Source organism: Paracrocinitomix mangrovi, from assembly GCF_019740355.2.
Classification (GTDB): domain Bacteria; phylum Bacteroidota; class Bacteroidia; order Flavobacteriales_D; family Crocinitomicaceae; genus Paracrocinitomix; species Paracrocinitomix mangrovi.
Map to the genome: position 1 here is coordinate 1,829,903 of NZ_CP091819.1, position 18,965 is coordinate 1,848,867.

The following is an 18,965-nucleotide window of genomic DNA, read 5'->3' on the forward strand; positions in this document are numbered from 1 at the left end:
AAATTCCATGCAAATTTACATAGATTATTAATCTTATAGTGATTAGTTAGATCAGTACTTTGTAAGACTTTTGTCAATTTTATCAATCCAAGCCAAAATACCACCTCTTAGGTTATACACATTTTGATATCCATGTTTGTCTTGCAGATAGCGCACTACATCCGCACTTCTTTTTCCTGACTTACAATAAATCACCACCTTTTTATCTTTATTTACTTCACTCCACCTACTTTGAATCTCACTTTTTGGAATATGATAACCATTGATATTAGCAATTTCAACTTCATACTTTTCCCTAACATCTATTAACTGTATATCATCTTCATCCAGCCACTTTTTCAAAGTGAACACATCTATACTTTGAAAGCTCTCTGAGGAAACACTATTAACACCACAAAAATCTTCGTAATCTATCAATTCAGTAACAGCCATTGATTCAGGATGCTTTTGCAATTTCAAAATATTGGTTTCAAAGTTCAACGCATCAAAATGCAATAGTTTTCCTGACAAAGGCTGTCCAATTTCAGCTATAACCTTAATTACTTCATTGGCTTGTAAACTTCCCATTATTCCAGCCAACACACCGATCACACCACCTTCTGCACAAGACGGAACCTCTTCTGGTAATGGTGGTTTGGGAAAAAGATCTCGGTAATTAGGTCCTTGATTTCCTTCTTTGTCTATAAAATTGAAAACGGACAACTGCCCGTGAAATCTATAAATTGAAGCATACACATAAGGTATCTTCAACAAAACAGCCAAATCATTTACCAAATAACGAGTAGGAAAATTGTCTGTTCCATCAGCAATCACGTCATATCCTGTAGCAATTTTCATTGCATTTTCAGCCGTCAATTTTGTATTATAGATTTTCACTTCTATGTGAGGGTTTTGACTTAAGATCCTATCTCTGGCAACTTCAACTTTTGGTTTCCCTATATCATCAGTAGTAAAAAGCACTTGTCTTTGAAGGTTAGATTCTTCAACAATATCAAAATCAACAATACCAATAGTACCTACACCTGCTGCCGAAAGATACTGCAACAATGGTGCTCCTAAACCGCCGGCACCAATTACCAGTACCTTAGAACGTTTCAGTTTAGTTTGACCTTCAATATTGAAGTCAGGTAAAATAAGGTGTCTACTGTACCTTTCTAATTCCTTTTTACTGAAAAAATCTTTACTCATGATTAACTAATCAACAGTAAAATTAATTAAAAGCATTCATAGAAAAACAAAAAAGGTCCTCCCGCATGAAAGACCTTTTTTGAAGCTTTATATATTATCTCTCCTCCTTCACAGAAGAAATAATACATATGCTGTATGTGAAATGATAAAAGATGTTCGCCCTATCCTTTAGCATTTAGTACAAAGTTAAAACTAAATTCTATCAAACTAGTAGATTTTTAGAATTTTTATCTTAACCAACTAAATCTATCGTGGAATTTACCACCACCAGGATCATATACCAAATTTTGATATTCTGGATGTTTACGGATGTAGTTTCTGATAAATGATGAACTCGGAATTACTTTAAAACGCATCTTATCAATTGCATTTAATGCTTTATCCACCATTTCTTTGCCATACTCTTTACCAATTAATGTCGGTGGTACTATAATTTTGGTGAGATACATAATTCTACCTATAGGCGTAAACTTAATGTATCCTATCTGTCTTCCTTCCAGTTGAAATTCAAACTTTGACTTGATTGTATTGATTTTCATCTGGATCTTTTCGTTTGAAGTTCTCATAACAGATGTTTTAATAAATACTCTTAACGTATATTATACGAAATATTTGCCAGAAAATCAAGTGTTTACGGAACAAATAGAATACTCAAAAGACTTTCTATTCATGAAATAGAATCGACTTTCTCAATAGAAAATAGACGGAAATCAGTCTTTAAACTTTAGTAAAAGAAGACGGAATTGATAATGGAAGTATTTGACAAAACACATATTAAACCGGTTCTACTGCTTCTATTTCGGGAATTGCGTTTTTAATCGCTTCTTCAATTCCTGCTTTTAAAGTTGACGCTTGCATTGAACATGTTTCACAGGCTCCAACTAATCTAACCTTCACAATTTTGTTTTCAATACTTACAAACTCAACATCTCCTCCATCACGTTGTAAAAACGGGCGAATAGAGTTCAATGCAATTTGAATTTTTTCTTCTGTGATCATACAGTCACTTTCAAGGTTGTGACAAATTTACGAACAAAATCGTCAAATACACTAGAAGACAAAGTATTATCCTGTAAAACTGCCGGCCTACCTACATCTCCTGATTCACGCACTGATTGAATTAAGGGAATTTGAGCCAACAAAGGAACATTCATAGTCTCAGACAACATTTTGGCTCCATCCTGTCCAAAAATGTAGTATTTGTTATCCGGTAATTCCTCAGGTGTAAACCAGGCCATGTTCTCAACAATCCCTAAAACAGGAACTTTTAAAGAATCCATTCTGAACATGTTGATTCCTTTTCTTGCATCTGCTAATGCAACTTCCTGTGGCGTACTAACAACAACTACACCTGTTAAAGGGACATTTTGAACTAAAGTTAAGTGCACATCTCCTGTTCCGGGAGGTAAGTCCACTATCATATAATCTAATTCTCCCCAATCGGCATCTTTAAACATTTGGTTCAATGCTTTTGTTGCCATAGGCCCTCTCCAAACAACTGCTTGTTCAGGATCTGCAAAAAATCCAATTGAAAGTATTTTTACACCATGCGCTTCTATAGGTTTGATCAAAGTTTTTCCATCCTTCTCAACTCCTTGAGGTCTTTCACCCACAACATCAAACATGGTTGGCATAGACGGACCATAAATATCGGCATCTACCAACCCAACTTTGTAACCCATTTTTGCTAATCCTGCCGCTAAATTTGCAGTGATAGTAGATTTGCCCACTCCACCTTTACCGGATGCAACGGCAATAATATTTTGAACATTGGACAGTACTGATCTTACCTCAGGCTCTTTATCCTTAGGCAAGGGTTGCATAGAAATTTCTGCCTCAACATCTTTCCCAAATGCTCTCTCCAATTGAAACTCTAAAGCTTCTTGCATTCGCTTTTTAGCGTGCATTGCCGGATTATAAATCTTTACATTGAATTTGATTTTATTTCCATCAATCTCAATGCTGTCAACTAAATCCAAAGTAATAATGTCCTTTTTTAAATCAGGTTCAATTACTTTTTTTAAAGCTTCTTTTACTGCGTCTACTGTTATTTCCAATGTTATTTCTTTTTAAATGCGTTGATAGCGTTTTTTGTAAAATCAGATAAAACCAATTCACCTGAAATGGAAGCTCTTACTTTTAAAAGGTTATCCCAGGTTTCTGTTCCTTCCCAGAATACTCTTTTTAATTTGGCCATTGCCTCAGGGTTTGAGTTTGCTAATTTTTCGGCCAAAGTTTGAATTGCAGCATCCATGTCTTCTACTGATTCGTGAACTTCCATGAACAATCCTTTTTCTCTTGCCCATTCAGCAGACATGAATTCAGTTGCATTGATTGTCATATGAGAAAATGCAGACAACCCTACTTTTCTTTCTACAGCAGGTCCAACCACAAAGGGACCTATTCCTACCGCTAATTCAGACAACTTTACTGCAGCAAATTTGGTAGCAAAACAATAATCAACTGCAGATGCAATTCCTACTCCACCTCCAACTGCTTTTCCTTGAACTCGACCAATTACCAATTTTGGACACTTTCTAATTGAATTGATAACATTGGCAAATCCAGAAAAGAATTCCAATCCTGTTTTTTCATCACTAATGGCAACTAATTCATCAAAAGATGCTCCTCCACAAAATGCTCTTTCTCCATCAGATTTTAGCACAATAACTTTTACATCATTTTGTGCGCCAACATCTGTGATTGTCTTTTGCAATTTATCCAGAATTTTTCCGGGTAATGAATTACTTAAAGGATGCCCAAACTCAATAGTTGCTATTCCTTTATCGTCAATGTTAAACTTTACGTGTCCTTGATTTATAACGCTCATCTCTTTCGCTTTTCAATTATCAATTATCAATTTGCAATTATTTTATTCATTGATCATTGCCAATTGTTAATTGCACTTTGTTTATTTGCTTTGATCTAATTTTTTAACCATTGTCAGGATAGTTGCTACCCCAATTGTATCTCCTGTTTCGTCATACATATCAACCAAAAACTTTACGATACCTTTTGCAACATCCGCATCATTCTTTTTCTCTTGATCAATCTTCTCTTTTACTGTAAAACGAACACCCATTGTTGTTCCAATGTAAACCGGTTTTGTGAATCTGCACTCATCAATTCCGTAGTTCAACAACACTGGTCCTTTTTTAGGGTCTACAAACAAACCGGCTGCTTTTGAAAGTACGAAATACCCATGTGCTACCCTTTGCTCAAACATGGTTCCCTCCAATGAGGTAGCATCAACATGAGCATAAAAGTTATCACCCGATACATTGGCAAAGTTCACAATATCCGCTTCTGTTACCGTGTGTTTATGCGTAAAAACTGTATCACCTACTTTCAATTCCTCAAAATGTTGTCTAAATACATGTGGCATTGCCTCCGGTTGATCAGCTCCAACCTGAAATTGCTGTGTAATAGTTGTTATTGTTTGCGGATGTCCTTGAATTGCAGTTCTTTGCAAGTAATGCTTAACACCACGTACACCTCCCATTTCTTCACCTCCACCGGCTCTACCCGGACCACCATGTGTTAACAATGGCATTGGCGAACCATGTCCCGTAGATTCAGCTGCACATCTTTCATTCAAGATATGGATACGACCATGCATATGTGCCGCCTCAACAGCAAATTCTGTCGCAATTTGATCATCAGAAGTAATGATTGATGACACTAATGAACCTTTACCCATATTGGCCAATTTCACTGCATCCTCTAAATCTTTATAAGGCATAATGGTTGAAACCGGTCCAAAACACTCTACATCATGAACTGAGGTTTTGTTATGAGGATCATCATTTAAAAATACAATAGGAGACATAAAAGCTCCTTTATTTTTATCAGCTCCTACTACATTAAAATCTTCTAAATCACCATAAACAATACTTTGTTCTTGCTGTAAAATTTCAATATTGGCTTTAACTCTTTCTACTTGTAATTTAGTTGCTAAAGATCCCATTCTAACCGTAGGATCATTAGGGTCACCAACAACATTTTTGTCCAATCTAGCAGCTAATGCATTTTGTACATCTCCCACTAAATCTTCCGGAACAATAATTCTACGAACTGCTGTACATTTTTGACCAGCTTTGATGGTAATCTCTTTTTGAATTTCCTTGATGAAAATGTCAAAATCCTTAGTACCCGGAACCGCATCTTTACCTAGAACTGCCGCATTCAATGAGTCTGCTTCCATGTTAAAGCTCACTGAATTTTCTACAATATGAGGCAATGATTTCAATTTTCTTCCGGTTGCTGCAGATCCCGTAAAAGTTACAGTATCAGAAGTTCCTACATGATCTACAACTCCTCTTCCTAATCCGCAAACTAATTGTAAGGCACCTTCCGGTAATATTTTAGAATCAATAATATCTCTTACCATTACCTCTGTCAAATAACAAGTAAATTCAGAAGGTTTAACAATGGCAGGAACCCCTGCTAATAAGTTAACAGCTATTTTTTCTAACATTCCCCAAATTGGGAAGTTAAATGCATTAATATGTATAGCAACTCCATGTTTTGGAACCATGATGTGATGCCCAATGAATGAACCACCTTTTGACAAAGGAACTGCACTTCCATCAACGTGATAAGGTAAATCAGGAAATTGTCTTCTCAAAGAAGCATTGGCAAATAAGTTTCCAATTCCCCCTTCAATGTCAATCCAAGAATCAACTCTTGTTGCTCCTGTCCATGAAGACACCTCGTAATACCTCTTTTTATTTTTTAATAGAAACATAGCCAGCTCTTTCAACATTAACCCTCTTTGAGTAAATGTCATTTTTCTTAGAGCTCTGCCGCCTTTATCTTTTGCATAATCAATCATTCCGGCATAATCTAAGCCGGCTGACGAGCAAGTTCCGATTTGTTCTCCTGTGATTGCGTTGAATAATTCAGTTTCAACTCCTTCTCCACTGATCCACTCCCCTTTTACATAATTCTGATATGTGGTCATTTTGCGTATTTTGATCTATACTACTCCTAAAAATTAGGAGGTATAAAATTAACCAAAATATTACAAAGGAGATGGAAAGTGCCTAAGTTCTATTCTTTAGAGATTTGGATAGTTTGTTGTGCCTTTTCTGATCGACAATTAAGAAAGTAAAAACCTGACCGTAAATTGGACAAATCCAATTCAAGCATTGATTGATAAACCGAGTTATTTTGAACTAATTTCCCACTCAAATCATATAAAAAATAATGTTCAATTGTTTGATCAGATTGTATGGTAACAATTCCATTGGTTGGATTTGGATAGGCTATCAAATTCACATTTTCTTGTTGAGCTATTCCGGCATCATCATCAACTACAGCTACAAAAGTCAAGGTATCTCCTGCTGCTAACAGATTATTGTACTCTTGCGCTTTAATTTCATATACACCAGGAGTGATGAACTTAAAATCAACTTCTGAACCGTTGTTTTGCAACTCCAATACATTGGTTGTATCAAAATACCATAGATATTGAGAGTTTACTTGACTACTTACTTCAAAACTGCCGCTTCCATTCAACCCAAAATACATTGTATCAGGACTTAATTTGGTTGTATTAGGTTTTATTAATTCATAAATAAAATCCTTTGTGTAAGGCAAAAGCGTATCACCCCAAAAAGCATTAGGAGCAGGATTCCATGTTCCATTATCTGATCCGTCCATCATGTGAATGTCCATATCATTGATATAGTATTGGTATTCAACACCTACAAAATCGCATTGATTTTTAAGAGGCAAGGCTCCATATGTTTGAGGTAAAGTAGACAATCCAAAAGGATGGCCCGTATTAAAAGGCACAGTAGGATCAGCTGTTCCATGCATCATCATCACAGGAATATCTCCTGTCTCTACAATAGTAGTATCAATCACACCTCCCCAGAAATCAAGAATAGCTTTTACTTTTGAAGTGTGCGGAAAATTATTCCCAGCACAATCTAAGCAGCCTAAATCGTTTACTGTTCCTCCACCATAAGTACTGGCTGGTCTTTCAGATTCTTTATCCAGATATGCCACATGTAAGGATATAAATCCTCCTGCTGACATACCTCCAAAGAAGATATTATTGGTGTCTACACCGTAGATATCTGCATATTCCTTAAAGTATCTAACTGCTGCCTTTCCATCTTGAATAGCTCTATAAACAGCTCTTTCAGCACTTTCGGCATCCAAGGGATCAAACCCTTTTCTATATCCAATAGATGCTGTTACAAAACCTTTGCGTGTGAAGGTATCACAAATGGCCACCATATCATCCACTCCTTTGTCTCCATTAATAAACCCACCTGCATGTGCAAAAATAATCAAAGGTCTTTGTGAATTAGAATCACCAACAGGCTGATAAATATCCATGTCTAAATCAACATTCCAGTAAGGCCAAACCCACTGGGGAGCCGTGCCATATTGTACGTCAATAGAAGCTTGAGTTGAAAAAATACTATTTTGGTATCTTTCAGGAGTCAATACTTGCCCAAAGGACAAGACTTGACACAACATCATTGTGATCAAAAGGGAGTAGCGCATGCATAAAAGTTAGCAAGATTTAGTTAACCTACAATTAAACTCACACTACTTTTTAAACTAAAAAAGGCTAATCAATTAAAAGACAGAAAAATAAAAACAGGAGAAAAATCCTATAATTCTTTATTGAATAATTGAATTGATCACATTGGTCAAAACATTCTTAACTTCCTTACCCTCTGCTCTGATTTGTTGCGGAACTATACTTGCCGGAGAAAATCCGGGATTTGTATTCACCTCTAAAAGAAAAACATCTCCTTCAGGAGTAATGATATAATCAATTCTAGAAATTCCTCTCAATCCTAGTTTTCTGTAGATACGTTTAGAAGTATCATGAACTTTCTTTGCCCAATCATCAGGGATTTGTGCAGGTGTAATTTCCTGGGATTTACCTTCGTATTTTGCATCATAATCAAAGTACTCACCTTCAGGAATTAGCTCAGTAATTGGAAGTGGAACAATATCTTTTCCGTTGTAATAAACACCACAAGTGACTTCTCTACCACCAATAAATGACTCTATTACAACTTCTTCACCTTCACTAAAAGCCTTTGCAATAGCATCTGGCATTTCCATCAAGGTTTTTACTTTAGAAACGCCATAACTTGAACCGCCATCATTCGGTTTTACAAAACATGGAAAGCCTAGTTCATCAGCTATTTCTATAGGATTTGGTGTATCACCTTTTCTCAGCAAAATAGCTTTAGCGGTATTTATACCAAATCCACTTAAAAAACCATTACAAGCCCATTTATTAAATGTAAGTGCAGCAGCAAAACAATTAGAGTTTGCATAAGGCAATCCTATCATATCAAAGTATGCCTGCAGTTTACCATCCTCACCTGGTGTACCATGAATGATAATGTAAGCCAGATCAAATCCAACTACTTCATCATCCATCATAAATGTAAATTTGTTCTTGTCAATTGGAAATACGCCACCTTGATAATGAACATGCCAACTTGACCTACTAATTTCCACTAAAAATGGCTGGAACAATTCTTTGTCAAGTTGCTCGAAAATAGTGCCGGCACTTTTTTGAGAAACATTTGCTTCTGATGAATAACCACCATATACTACCGCCACTTTTCTTTTCATATTCGGTTCAATTTAGATATTAAAATAATGACATAAACTCATCATTGGACATTGGATAGGTAATATCAATCTTCCATTTCTTTTTGAAGAAAAACACTCCGGCCTTGATTGTTCCTTTAATGTTAAATTCAATTCCATCTCCTGTAAGTAATCCCCAGATACTAGAAAAAGCTGATCTTACAAAGTCACTGGCATCTCCAACCATTTTAAACTTATAACTTAACTCTGACTTACGCTTGATTTTCATTTTGTCTTCTACTCTAACCCAGCCAACTTTTTGTCCGGCAACATTGAGCAGCAAAGAAGATGGTTTAATCACTAAACCTATTTTATTTGGGTTTTTAATCACGATATCAAACCCAAGATGCATTCTTCCATTTACTCTTTCAACAGAAAAATTCTTCATTCCTGTCACTTCGGGTTCAGAAAATTCTACCGTTTCTGGTCCACTTTTAGCAAATGCCGATAAAGAAAGGAGAAGAAGAAGGTTAAGGATTAAATGTTTCATCTTTTACTTTTTTAATTCGGCGTAATTTCTAAAAAATAATGGAATTGTTTCTATTCCTTTATAAAAATTAAACAAACCGTAATGTTCGTTTGGTGAGTGGATTGCATCAGAACCCAAACCAAATCCGAATAAAACTGTCTTAATTCCTAACACACGCTCAAACATTGCAACTATTGGAATTGATCCTCCAGAACGAAGAGGCACTGGTACTTTACCAAAAGTCTCTTCCATTGCATTACTTGCGGCTTTATATTCAATTGAATCTACAGGTGTAACAGCAGGTTCACCACCATGATGAGGAGTTACTTTTACTTTAACACCTTCCGGAGCAATACTCTCAAAATGCTTTTGGAACAAATCAGAAATCTTTTCATAGTCTTGATTTGGAACCAAACGCATAGAAATTTTAGCATTTGCTTTTGAAGGAATTACAGTCTTAGCTCCTTCCCCGGTATATCCGCCCCACATTCCATTAACATCCAAGGTAGGTCTTACACTGGTTTGTTCCAAAATGGTATATCCTTCTTCTCCCATGGATGAAGTTAAGCCAATTTCTTTTAAATAATCTGCCTTTGAAAATGGCGCATTTGCCATTAAATCTCTTTCTTCTTGTGATACTTCCTCAACATCATCATAAAAACCAGGAATAGTTATTCTTCCGTGTTCATCTTTTAAAGAGGCAATCATTGATGAAAGAACATTTAAAGGATTAGGAACCGCTCCACCATATAAACCTGAATGTAAATCTCTATTAGGTCCTACTACCTCAACTTCAACATAGCTTAGTCCTCTTAATCCTGTAGTAATACTTGGTGTTTCATTTGATAAAATCCCGGTATCTGAAACTAAAATTACATCAGCACTGAATTTATCTGCATATTTTTTAATGATATCTTCCAAATTTTCAGATCCTACTTCTTCTTCTCCTTCAATTATAAACTTCACATTGCATGGAAGATTACCAGTTTTATTCATGGCTTCAAATGCCTTTACCTGCATGTACATTTGCCCTTTGTCATCACATGCACCTCTAGCAAAAATAGCTCCTTCAGGATGAACATCTGTTTTCTTAATAACCGGTTCAAAAGGACCAGAATCCCACAATTCAACTGGATCAGGTGGCTGAACATCATAATGACCATAAACCAAAACTGTTGGTAAACTAGGATCAATAATTTTATCACCATACACTAATGGATGACCACCAGTTGGAATAATTTCAATGTTTTCTGCTCCGGCTTCTTCCATTCTTTTACTAAGCTCTTGAGCCATTTTAAGTACATCATCCTTATAATTTGAATCAGCACTAATGGAAGGTATTTTTAGTAAATCGATTAACTCCTGTAAAAAGCGTTCTTTATTTTCTTCAATGTATGTATTAAGCATTCTGTGAATTTGATGAAAGTCAAAATTAACAATAGTTTAATTTTAATAAATCAGATTATCCACATAATTTAAATTTCATATATTCGCTTAGTATATTTTATTCATTAAACCCAAACTATGAAAGCACTATTTTCAATAATTGCTGTTTGTGCTATTTTCTTTACATCAGCCCAAGATCAGCAAGCCAAAATCACTCAAGCTGATCTTGTTTCTCAATTAAAAATTAATCTTTCAATATCAAATTGCGAAACGATCTCCCTAAACGGATCAATTGAGTGCACTCAAATACAAAATGCGATTTCATATGAGTTCTATTTGAACAACATGAATACTGGAAATGATATGACCATAGTGTCAAACTCAAACTCAATTTCCCTAAACGAATTTGCTAGTATAATAACCTATGGATCTTCGTACTACACAAAAGTTAGAGCAACCTATCAACCAATAGAAGGTGAACCGATTACAACAGAATGGAGTGAAGAGTGTGAGTTTAGTTTGGAAGGAGCTCCAAAAGTTTTTTCACTTGAAAATGTAGAATGCGGACAAGAAATTACAACTGATTTCACAATCTCTTGTACCCCTTATTACATAGCCACCTGTTACGAATTTCATGTAACAAATGTTACAACAGGACAAAATGCTTCAACTGGATGTATTACGCAAAACAATTTTGTTCTAGCTTCATTGGGAATCACATTTAACACTGGTGATGTCATTTCTGTTTATGTTACTTATTTCAATGGAGACGAAGCATTATACTCTACTAGAGCTTGTGAATTTAGGATTGGGGAAAAAATGAAATTATGTTATGTGGAACAAATTGACTATTTCGATCCAATAGTTCCATCAACTAAGGCATCATATAATGTGGGAAATTTCTTTCAATTGAATTATTTTGATAGTAATTTTAGCTCTCAGTACGCAACAGGAATATGGGAATCAAATAGCGCGGATGTAATTAACACCGCAATTGAAGTTTTAGAAGACATTGATAATTTTTTATCAATTAATATAGTTGACCCCTCATGTGGAAATATTAACCAAAGACTTTCTGTAACTATTACTCCATTCACTCAGGGAATGGCACAAAGTGGAAACTACTCAAATGCCCTGGGAATAGCTCAAATTCAAAATCAAAACATTGACCAGAACTATTTAGGTCAAAATTGCTCTTCTTTACCAATGGTTCATTGGGCTGTTAATCAATTTCCTTATGGCGATAATAGCTCTGTTCTGATTGGTTATGTCAGATTAAATCATGAAGTTGATAATTTCTTTATGGATTACCCGAATCCCACTTCACCAAATGAATTTGATTTATATACAGTAATATTGCATGAAGTAATTCATTTACTTGGAATTAACGAATCTGATCCAATTTTTCAGGAGTTTTTATTTGCTTCTGGTAATCAACAATTATATAACAGTGATTTGTTTAATTGTACTCAACATGCAGATTACATTAACTTGAGAGAATCTGGTTGTGATAATGTACATTTTCAAGGTCAGTACACAAATGATGAAGTTTTTGCACCATCACCTTACAACGCAAGTTCATTATCGCATTTTGTAGATAATTGTGGATCAAACTACCTGGGAGAAAACGTAATGAATCCTTTTTTAGATATGGGAAATGATCAGCACAGGTTTTTACACCAACGTGAAGTAAATGCCCTTCAGGATATGGGGTACAATTTTCTAGGAAATTTTAATGGACAAGCCTATAATTTAAACAACAATTTCCCTGTTGTTGTCGGTAATAATGATGGATTATTAGCTCAATTTTTTAATGATGAAGGATTTAACTGTAACAGTTTAAATTATTCTCCAATTTCACAAGAATTTTGTTCATCAAATTGGCCATTGATTTTAAGTCCCTTAACGAATGATATTAATGCGAATTACATTGATAATGCTGTATTAAAAACTGGACAAGGAAATGCAACTATCAATTTAATTAATAACTCAACTCAAATTGAATTTACACCGAACCAACCAGGAGTGTACACTATTGGATACATACCTGCTAATAACACTAGAAAGGGTTTGCCTACTTATATCCAAATATTTGTACCCAGTTGTAACGATACCAACCTTCAATTATTGACTTGTCATAATTCAAATAATTGCAATCAAATTTGTTTTAATGATATTTATAGTCATACATTATTGAGAGGAAGCAACAAAACTACCCCTCAATTTTTTACTGGATCGGATAATCCAGTTGAAATAAAGTGTACTGGTAATCATCAATACGATCAAAATTCCCCATCAACATCCTGCTATTCTTCCGTGTTTTTCTGGGTTGATACTGACATTAATGAAGAGTATTCTCTGTCATTTGAAAGAATTTTTAATGAAACACCAGCCTCTAATGCTGAAATTGAAGTATATGCATATTTGGTTAAATCTACCGACATGATGAACGGTCAAGTTAACCAATCAAGCAACCTATTCACCAATTTCCCGACAAATAATCAATTAGTTTACAAAGAGCACTTTGCAACCAATCAATATCCGAATGAAAAAATCTCTATTTGCTTTAATGCGAATGACGAATATGACATGTTGTTATTTTATTGTGAACAGGTAAATAATTTTAGCGGATTTGGAATTGGCAAATTTTTATTTAAAAACCTCGAGTTTATGAAAAAGGAAACACCTTCTATAGCTCAATACTCCTTGAATTGTTTAAATGAAGATTTAATTCTAGACGCTTCATACTGCAGCTCATCAAATAGTATTTATACTTGGGAAGATGACCTTGGAAATATTTTATCTAATTCTCAATTTTATAATGGAGGTCCTATTTCAAGCCCCTTCGTTGGAGATTATACTTTTTATTATTCCCAACCTAATTTACCGATCACTGTAATTACACCTGCAAATAATAATAACTGTAGTGGTAGTATCTCAACCCAGATTGAATTTGTAGAATGTTGTACGGATGGATCACTTCCGATTCATCACCCTCTAACGCCTGAAGCAGGTAATAGAACCTACGGTGAAGATGTAGATGCTGACAACGCTAACAACCTTTACTATACAGGAACTTTTAGTGAAGATGTAGGATTTGGCTGGAATCAACTTCAAACCTCAAACGACCCTCCAAATCATGATGGTTTTATAGCAAAATTCAGTGACAACTGTCAGGAATGGTTGGTTCAAAGAGAAAACGCAACAGATAATCAAATTAAAGTAGATGACAGCGGAAATATTTTTTGGGCTTCACGTGGTGATCTTTATGGGGAAAGTAGGTTTCAAAGAATAGATCCTTCAAATGGAAATCCTATGGCCTTAAATTGGACATTACAACCTGGATCATATATTTCAGATTTTACTTTAAATGAATTGAATCAAAAAGTAATAATTACTGGTTATGCTGTCGTTGGCGAAACATTTATGGGCTGGCCTATTGATCCTGGAACATTTATAGTAATAGCAGATTACAATTCGTCATTCATCAGTGCTGAATCATGGAACTCTCCAAGTAATAAACGATCAAAAATTTCCTTCAAACCTTCTACCTCTACAATTGCTTTAGCATATCAACCCAATTCTAGCGAATGGTTAGTAATTCAAGATCAGCAGTCAAATATTGGCAACCCTAACACGGAAACAACAATTGAAAGTTTTATTATTACTTCTGGTCAAGCGGAAATAACTTCATTGGAATATGATAGCAACACTAGTGGCTGGTTCACTCAATTTGTTTATGACGGCAGTGTTAGTAATTTAACTTATTACGGAACCCCCAAAGTTGCAATTTGTAAAACAGATTACTGGAATAACACTACCCAAGAATTTACAGATGACTGGTCAGGCTATTTCAGCACTCTATATACACTAGCGAGTGATCGACCTAATATGCACATTGATGGCCAAAACATTTATCATTCTTATAGTAGTAATTTGTTTGCTGCATATAATATTAAGTCATGGTCACATAGCACTAGTAATTTTAATGTTAATTGGTCCAACTCCTCAATTAGCAGTACTGGAATGTATTACAACACTATGACAAAAGGAATTAAAAACACTCCGTTAGGTACTTTCTTGACAGGATATTTCAATTTAGATTTAAATGTAGCTAGTTCAGGCAATTGGATTTATGCTAATCAGCATATTACCGGAGGAGAGGTTGCTACTATGTATGGTATAAAGTATGACAACACGGGTCAAGTAACAGCTATGGTAGTTCCTGGTGATAATCAATGGGACAATTCCCAAAATAATGGAAACAAAATGGCTTCTAATCATGAAAATGAAGAGAAATTAAATACAAATGCTATCAATCTATACCCTAACCCTGGGAAGGATGTATTCACAATTGAATGCATGGGATCATTTAATGCTTCTATTTTAAACACAAACGGACAGGAAGTGTTGAAAATCAACGGAATTGACAAATCAACTTTCAATTTGAGTGATTTCGCTAGTGGGGTTTACATTGTAAAAGTCCAAATTGAAAATAGTATTGAAATAATCAAATTAGTTAAAGAGTAGAAATAATCAAATTATACTAAAAGCCGCTATGAACATAGCGGCTTTTTTTTATCAATTTTAAGCTTTAATAAATTAATCAGTAAATTCGTTTGGTAAAAAAAACTACCCATACATGCAACCTTTTATTACTTCGCTTGGTCTTAGACACAGTGAAGTTAATTTACAAGTAGAAAGATGATGAAATTAAAAAGTTTAATTCTAGGAGTTTCAGCGATCGCTGTGAGCCATTTTACCCAAGCTCAAATTGTCGTTGACAACACTACTCAAACCCCTGAACAATTGGTACAAAGTGTATTGGTTGGATCAGGTGTTACAGTAACAAACGTACAATTTAATGCAAGTGTGCCATTAGCTCAATCAATTCAATCTCAGGTTGGATATTTTGATGCATCAGGAACTACCTTCCCAATTACTGAAGGTTTAATATTGGCGACAGGAAATGCTCAAGGATCTATTGGACCAAATAGCTCCGGTTCATACTCTGACAATACAGGTGTGGCTCCAGACCCCAATGATGCAGACATGGCCATGATTGGATCTCCTTATGTTCAAAACAACGAAGCGATTTTAGAATTTGACTTTATTCCAACAGGAGATTCTGTAGTTTTTAATTATGTTTTTGGCTCAGATGAGTACCATGAATTTTCAACTTCAACTTTCAATGATGGTTTTGGATTCATCATTTCAGGACCTGGATTTACAGGACCATTTCAAAATGGGGGTGAAAACATTGCCATAATCCCTGGCACTTCATTACCGGTAACAATGAACAACTTAAACAATGGTGGTTCAAACACAGGCCCTTGCACAAATTGTGCATACTTAATCGATAATCCTCCCGGTTCACCGGACATTCAATATGATGGATATACTGTAGTTATGCAAGCGGCGGCATCTGTTGTTTGTGGCCAAACTTATCACATAAAGATGTGTATTGCTGATGCCGGCGACATTTACTATGACTCAGGAGTGTTTCTAGAAGCAAACTCATTTAGTTCAAATGCACCGGATATCAATATTCAATTAGTAGACGTTAATGGGGATCCATTAAACGGAAACTACTTAATTGAAGGATGTTCATCTGCGGCAATTAACATCATCAAACCTGCCGGATACACAGATTCTACTTATACTGTAGCTATATCAACTAGTGGTACTGCTACTAACGGAACTGACTATACTGCAATTAACCCTAACTATACAATCCCTCCTGGACAAGATACTTTAACTGTTGTTATTGATGCTTTGCAGGATGGACTTACTGAACCTACTGAAAATTTATTCATTGAAACTTATTATTTGACACCATGTGGAGATACAATGACCGTATCTGCATCATTGGACATTGTTGATAACCCGCCTTCATTTAACGTCTTTGCCAATGACACTACAATTGATTGTCCAACAAACTCAATTGATATTACTGCTTGGACTGATGGTGGAATTCCAAACTTAGTATATGATTGGGGTATCTACGGAACCGGTGCAACAGCATCTCTTCCTGGAAACGTAACAGGAACTTATACTATTACTGTAACTGATGAGTGCGGAATGGTTCAGGATACCACTGTAACTATTACGGTGAACCCTGCAACAGTTCCTGATATCACATTTAACCAAAATACATTTAACATTTGCCCTGGGGATGATGCATTTATTGATGCAACAGTAAACAACCCTTATGATCCGGGTCAGTTAACTTATAGCTGGACACCTGGAGGACAAACTACTGAAGACATTACTGTGAGTCCAACTGTTTTAACATGGTATTACTTGACTATCACTGATGGATGTTACAATGTAACTGACTCTGTTAAAGTTGAAATGGGATCAGTTGACTTAACTGCTATCAACATTACCAACGCCACTGACTGTCCAGGACAATCAGGAGTACCGGGATCAATTCAAGTTATGCCTGATGATCCGGCATGGACCTATACATTAATTGGTGGAGGTAACACATTTGGCCCTCAAAATGACGGAACTTTTGGCACCTTAGATGGAGGTATCACTTATTTCTTGAATGTTGTTAGTGATGACGGATGTACCGTTGATACGGCAGTAACAGTTGGATTAGGAACTAATGCTGTCACAGCAAACTTTGTACTGGATTCACTAAGAGACGTTACTTGCTTTGGAGATAATGATGGTGGTGCTTATGTAATGAATATCAACGGTGGTGTTCTGCCTCCATTTGATGTAACTTGGACTCACACATCAGGATTATTTGACTCAGAGCAAGTTTTGGTAAACGGAACTTCAGAACAAGATCAACTATTTGGAGGTCAGTGGGTTGTTACTGTAACGGATCAAGAAGGATGTGCGTGGTCACAATTATTTACGATTCAATCACCTGACGAATTGGTTCTGGATTTGATCTTTAATGATCCTACTTGTTATCAATTCTCTGACGGATCAGTGACAATTTCTTCTTCAGGAGGAAATGGTGGAAACACTTTTGTAATCACTGACGATTTAGGAACGCAAATCAATGGAGCTTCAACGACAGCTAACAACTTACCTGAAGGATGGTATTATGCTAATATCACAGACTCAGAAGGATGTTTTGCAGAAGATTCAATTTTATTGGAAGATCCGGGAGAAATGCAAATTGACTTAGTATTAGAACAACCATTGTGTTATGGTGCTCCTACAGGGGTTGCTACAGTAGACACAGTTTACAACTACACAGGTGCATACGGTCAAGTTGCTTATTTCTGGAATCCTAACCCATCTGCAATTCCAAATGGAATAGGTACAAATTTCATCAACCATATGGGACCTGGAGCTTATTCATTAACCATTAATGACGAAAACGGATGTTCTAAAGTGTTTGACTTTACCATTGTTTATCCACCGGAGTTGGTGTTTACAGAATTAGGAACAGATCCTGCATATTGTAGACTATTTGATTATCAGTCTGGAAATGGAGTTGTTTATGCAGCTGCAGGAGGAGGAACACCTTCTTACAACTACACATGGACGAATTTGCAGACAATGCAAACATCTAATAACACTACATGGGGCGGATTAAATCCTGGAGATTACTTTATTCAAGTTGTTGATGGAGCAGGCTGTTTCTTAACTGACACAATTGCATTAGATTCACTTAATCCAATTGCTGAGTACACTGCTACATCTGATGCTTTTGATGATCCATTAGTATATGAAGGAACTGCTCAAGTTTGTGTTCATTTTGAAAATCAGTCACAATACTTCGCAAATCCTAATAACCCTAATTCGGATACTACATTCTTCTGGAACTTTAACTATGACAATATCAGCTGGACGATATCTCATGATATTAGCGAAGAGTTTGATACTTGTTATAACTCGGCCGGAGAATATGAGGTTTGTTTAGTTGCATTGAATAAAAATGGATGTTCAGACACAACTTGTCATACGATAATCGTACATGACCCATTACAATTCTTGCCGATCAACGTATTTACTCCAAATGGAGATGGAGATAACGACTTCTTCTTCTTCCCTTCTCAAGCAGTACAATCATTTAGCTGTACTATTGTTAATAGATGGGGGGTAACAGTTGGTGAATTAACTGACATTACTCAAACATGGAACGGAACAGATATGAATGGGTCAGCTTGCCCTGATGGAGTTTACTTCTATGTGTATGAAGGAATATCCACTGACGGAACTGAACTCAAAGGTCAGGGAACCGTCACCATAATAGGACAATAAATAACTTACCCTAAATAATCAAAAAACCCCGAAGTAATACTTCGGGGTTTTTTAG

12 protein-coding genes are annotated in these 18,965 nt (G+C 35.7%); 2 read left to right on the forward strand and 10 right to left on the reverse strand.

Annotated elements, in window-relative coordinates:
- Positions 1-51: 51 nt before the first annotated feature.
- The 10 genes from moeB to K6119_RS08340 form a co-directional block, all read right to left on the reverse strand.
- Positions 52-1,188, reverse strand: coding sequence for a molybdopterin-synthase adenylyltransferase MoeB (moeB, locus tag K6119_RS08295; protein ID WP_221838110.1), 1,137 nt, complete (start codon positions 1,186-1,188; stop codon positions 52-54).
- Between the two features lie 227 nt (positions 1,189-1,415).
- The gene (locus tag K6119_RS08300) at positions 1,416-1,754 is read right to left on the reverse strand and encodes a GNAT family N-acetyltransferase (RefSeq protein WP_221838112.1); all 339 of its coding nucleotides are present in this window, start codon (positions 1,752-1,754) and stop codon (positions 1,416-1,418) included.
- Positions 1,755-1,962: 208 nt separating this feature from the next.
- Entirely contained in the window at positions 1,963-2,187 is a 225-nt protein-coding gene (locus K6119_RS08305) for a NifU family protein (RefSeq protein WP_221838115.1), read from the reverse strand.
- Positions 2,184-3,245: an Mrp/NBP35 family ATP-binding protein gene (locus tag K6119_RS08310; RefSeq protein ID WP_237828140.1), complete on the reverse strand. Its 1,062-nt coding sequence runs from the start codon at positions 3,243-3,245 to the stop codon at positions 2,184-2,186. The genes K6119_RS08305 and K6119_RS08310 overlap by 4 nt, the downstream gene beginning before the upstream one ends.
- Positions 3,246-3,247: 2 nt before the next feature.
- Complete coding sequence (locus tag K6119_RS08315; protein WP_221838118.1) at positions 3,248-4,018, reverse strand: enoyl-CoA hydratase/isomerase family protein; 771 nt, start codon at positions 4,016-4,018, stop codon at positions 3,248-3,250.
- A gap of 81 nt (positions 4,019-4,099) precedes the next feature.
- Positions 4,100-6,151, reverse strand: a complete 2,052-nt coding sequence (gene paaZ, locus K6119_RS08320) for a phenylacetic acid degradation bifunctional protein PaaZ (protein WP_221838121.1) — start codon at positions 6,149-6,151, stop codon at positions 4,100-4,102.
- Positions 6,152-6,240: 89 nt separating this feature from the next.
- A complete protein-coding gene (locus tag K6119_RS08325; RefSeq protein WP_221838124.1) occupies positions 6,241-7,710 on the reverse strand; it encodes a T9SS type A sorting domain-containing protein in 1,470 nt (489 codons plus the stop codon).
- A 120-nt stretch (positions 7,711-7,830) separates the two neighbouring features.
- A complete protein-coding gene (locus K6119_RS08330; RefSeq protein WP_221838127.1) occupies positions 7,831-8,805 on the reverse strand; it encodes a D-alanine--D-alanine ligase in 975 nt (324 codons plus the stop codon).
- 19 nt (positions 8,806-8,824) lie between these two features.
- On the reverse strand, positions 8,825-9,313 hold the full coding sequence (locus tag K6119_RS08335) for an LEA/WHy family protein (RefSeq protein ID WP_221838130.1): 489 nt from the start codon (positions 9,311-9,313) through the stop codon (positions 8,825-8,827).
- A 3-nt stretch (positions 9,314-9,316) separates the two neighbouring features.
- Positions 9,317-10,699, reverse strand: a complete 1,383-nt coding sequence (locus K6119_RS08340) for a dipeptidase (RefSeq protein WP_221838131.1) — start codon at positions 10,697-10,699, stop codon at positions 9,317-9,319.
- A gap of 117 nt (positions 10,700-10,816) precedes the next feature.
- Between K6119_RS08340 and K6119_RS08345 the strand changes: the two genes are divergently transcribed.
- On the forward strand, positions 10,817-15,208 hold the full coding sequence (locus tag K6119_RS08345; RefSeq protein ID WP_221838133.1) for a T9SS type A sorting domain-containing protein: 4,392 nt from the start codon (positions 10,817-10,819) through the stop codon (positions 15,206-15,208).
- 174 nt (positions 15,209-15,382) lie between these two features.
- Complete coding sequence (locus K6119_RS08350; RefSeq protein ID WP_221838135.1) at positions 15,383-18,910, forward strand: choice-of-anchor L domain-containing protein; 3,528 nt, start codon at positions 15,383-15,385, stop codon at positions 18,908-18,910.
- The last annotated feature ends 55 nt before the right edge of the window (positions 18,911-18,965 follow it).

What these genes read in the sequence shown, in the direction of transcription:
- K6119_RS08350 (WP_221838135.1), top strand. Translation starts at nt 15,383, where the DNA reads ATGATGAAATTAAAAAGTTTAATTCTAGGAGTTTCAGCGATCGCTGTG.
- K6119_RS08300 (WP_221838112.1), bottom strand. Translation starts at nt 1,754, where the DNA reads ATGAGAACTTCAAACGAAAAGATCCAGATGAAAATCAATACAATCAAG.
- K6119_RS08340 (WP_221838131.1), bottom strand. Translation starts at nt 10,699, where the DNA reads ATGCTTAATACATACATTGAAGAAAATAAAGAACGCTTTTTACAGGAG.
- K6119_RS08325 (WP_221838124.1), bottom strand. Translation starts at nt 7,710, where the DNA reads ATGCGCTACTCCCTTTTGATCACAATGATGTTGTGTCAAGTCTTGTCC.
- moeB (WP_221838110.1), bottom strand. Translation starts at nt 1,188, where the DNA reads ATGAGTAAAGATTTTTTCAGTAAAAAGGAATTAGAAAGGTACAGTAGA.
- K6119_RS08315 (WP_221838118.1), bottom strand. Translation starts at nt 4,018, where the DNA reads ATGAGCGTTATAAATCAAGGACACGTAAAGTTTAACATTGACGATAAA.
- K6119_RS08330 (WP_221838127.1), bottom strand. Translation starts at nt 8,805, where the DNA reads ATGAAAAGAAAAGTGGCGGTAGTATATGGTGGTTATTCATCAGAAGCA.
- paaZ (WP_221838121.1), bottom strand. Translation starts at nt 6,151, where the DNA reads ATGACCACATATCAGAATTATGTAAAAGGGGAGTGGATCAGTGGAGAA.
- K6119_RS08345 (WP_221838133.1), top strand. Translation starts at nt 10,817, where the DNA reads ATGAAAGCACTATTTTCAATAATTGCTGTTTGTGCTATTTTCTTTACA.
- K6119_RS08305 (WP_221838115.1), bottom strand. Translation starts at nt 2,187, where the DNA reads ATGATCACAGAAGAAAAAATTCAAATTGCATTGAACTCTATTCGCCCG.
- K6119_RS08335 (WP_221838130.1), bottom strand. Translation starts at nt 9,313, where the DNA reads ATGAAACATTTAATCCTTAACCTTCTTCTTCTCCTTTCTTTATCGGCA.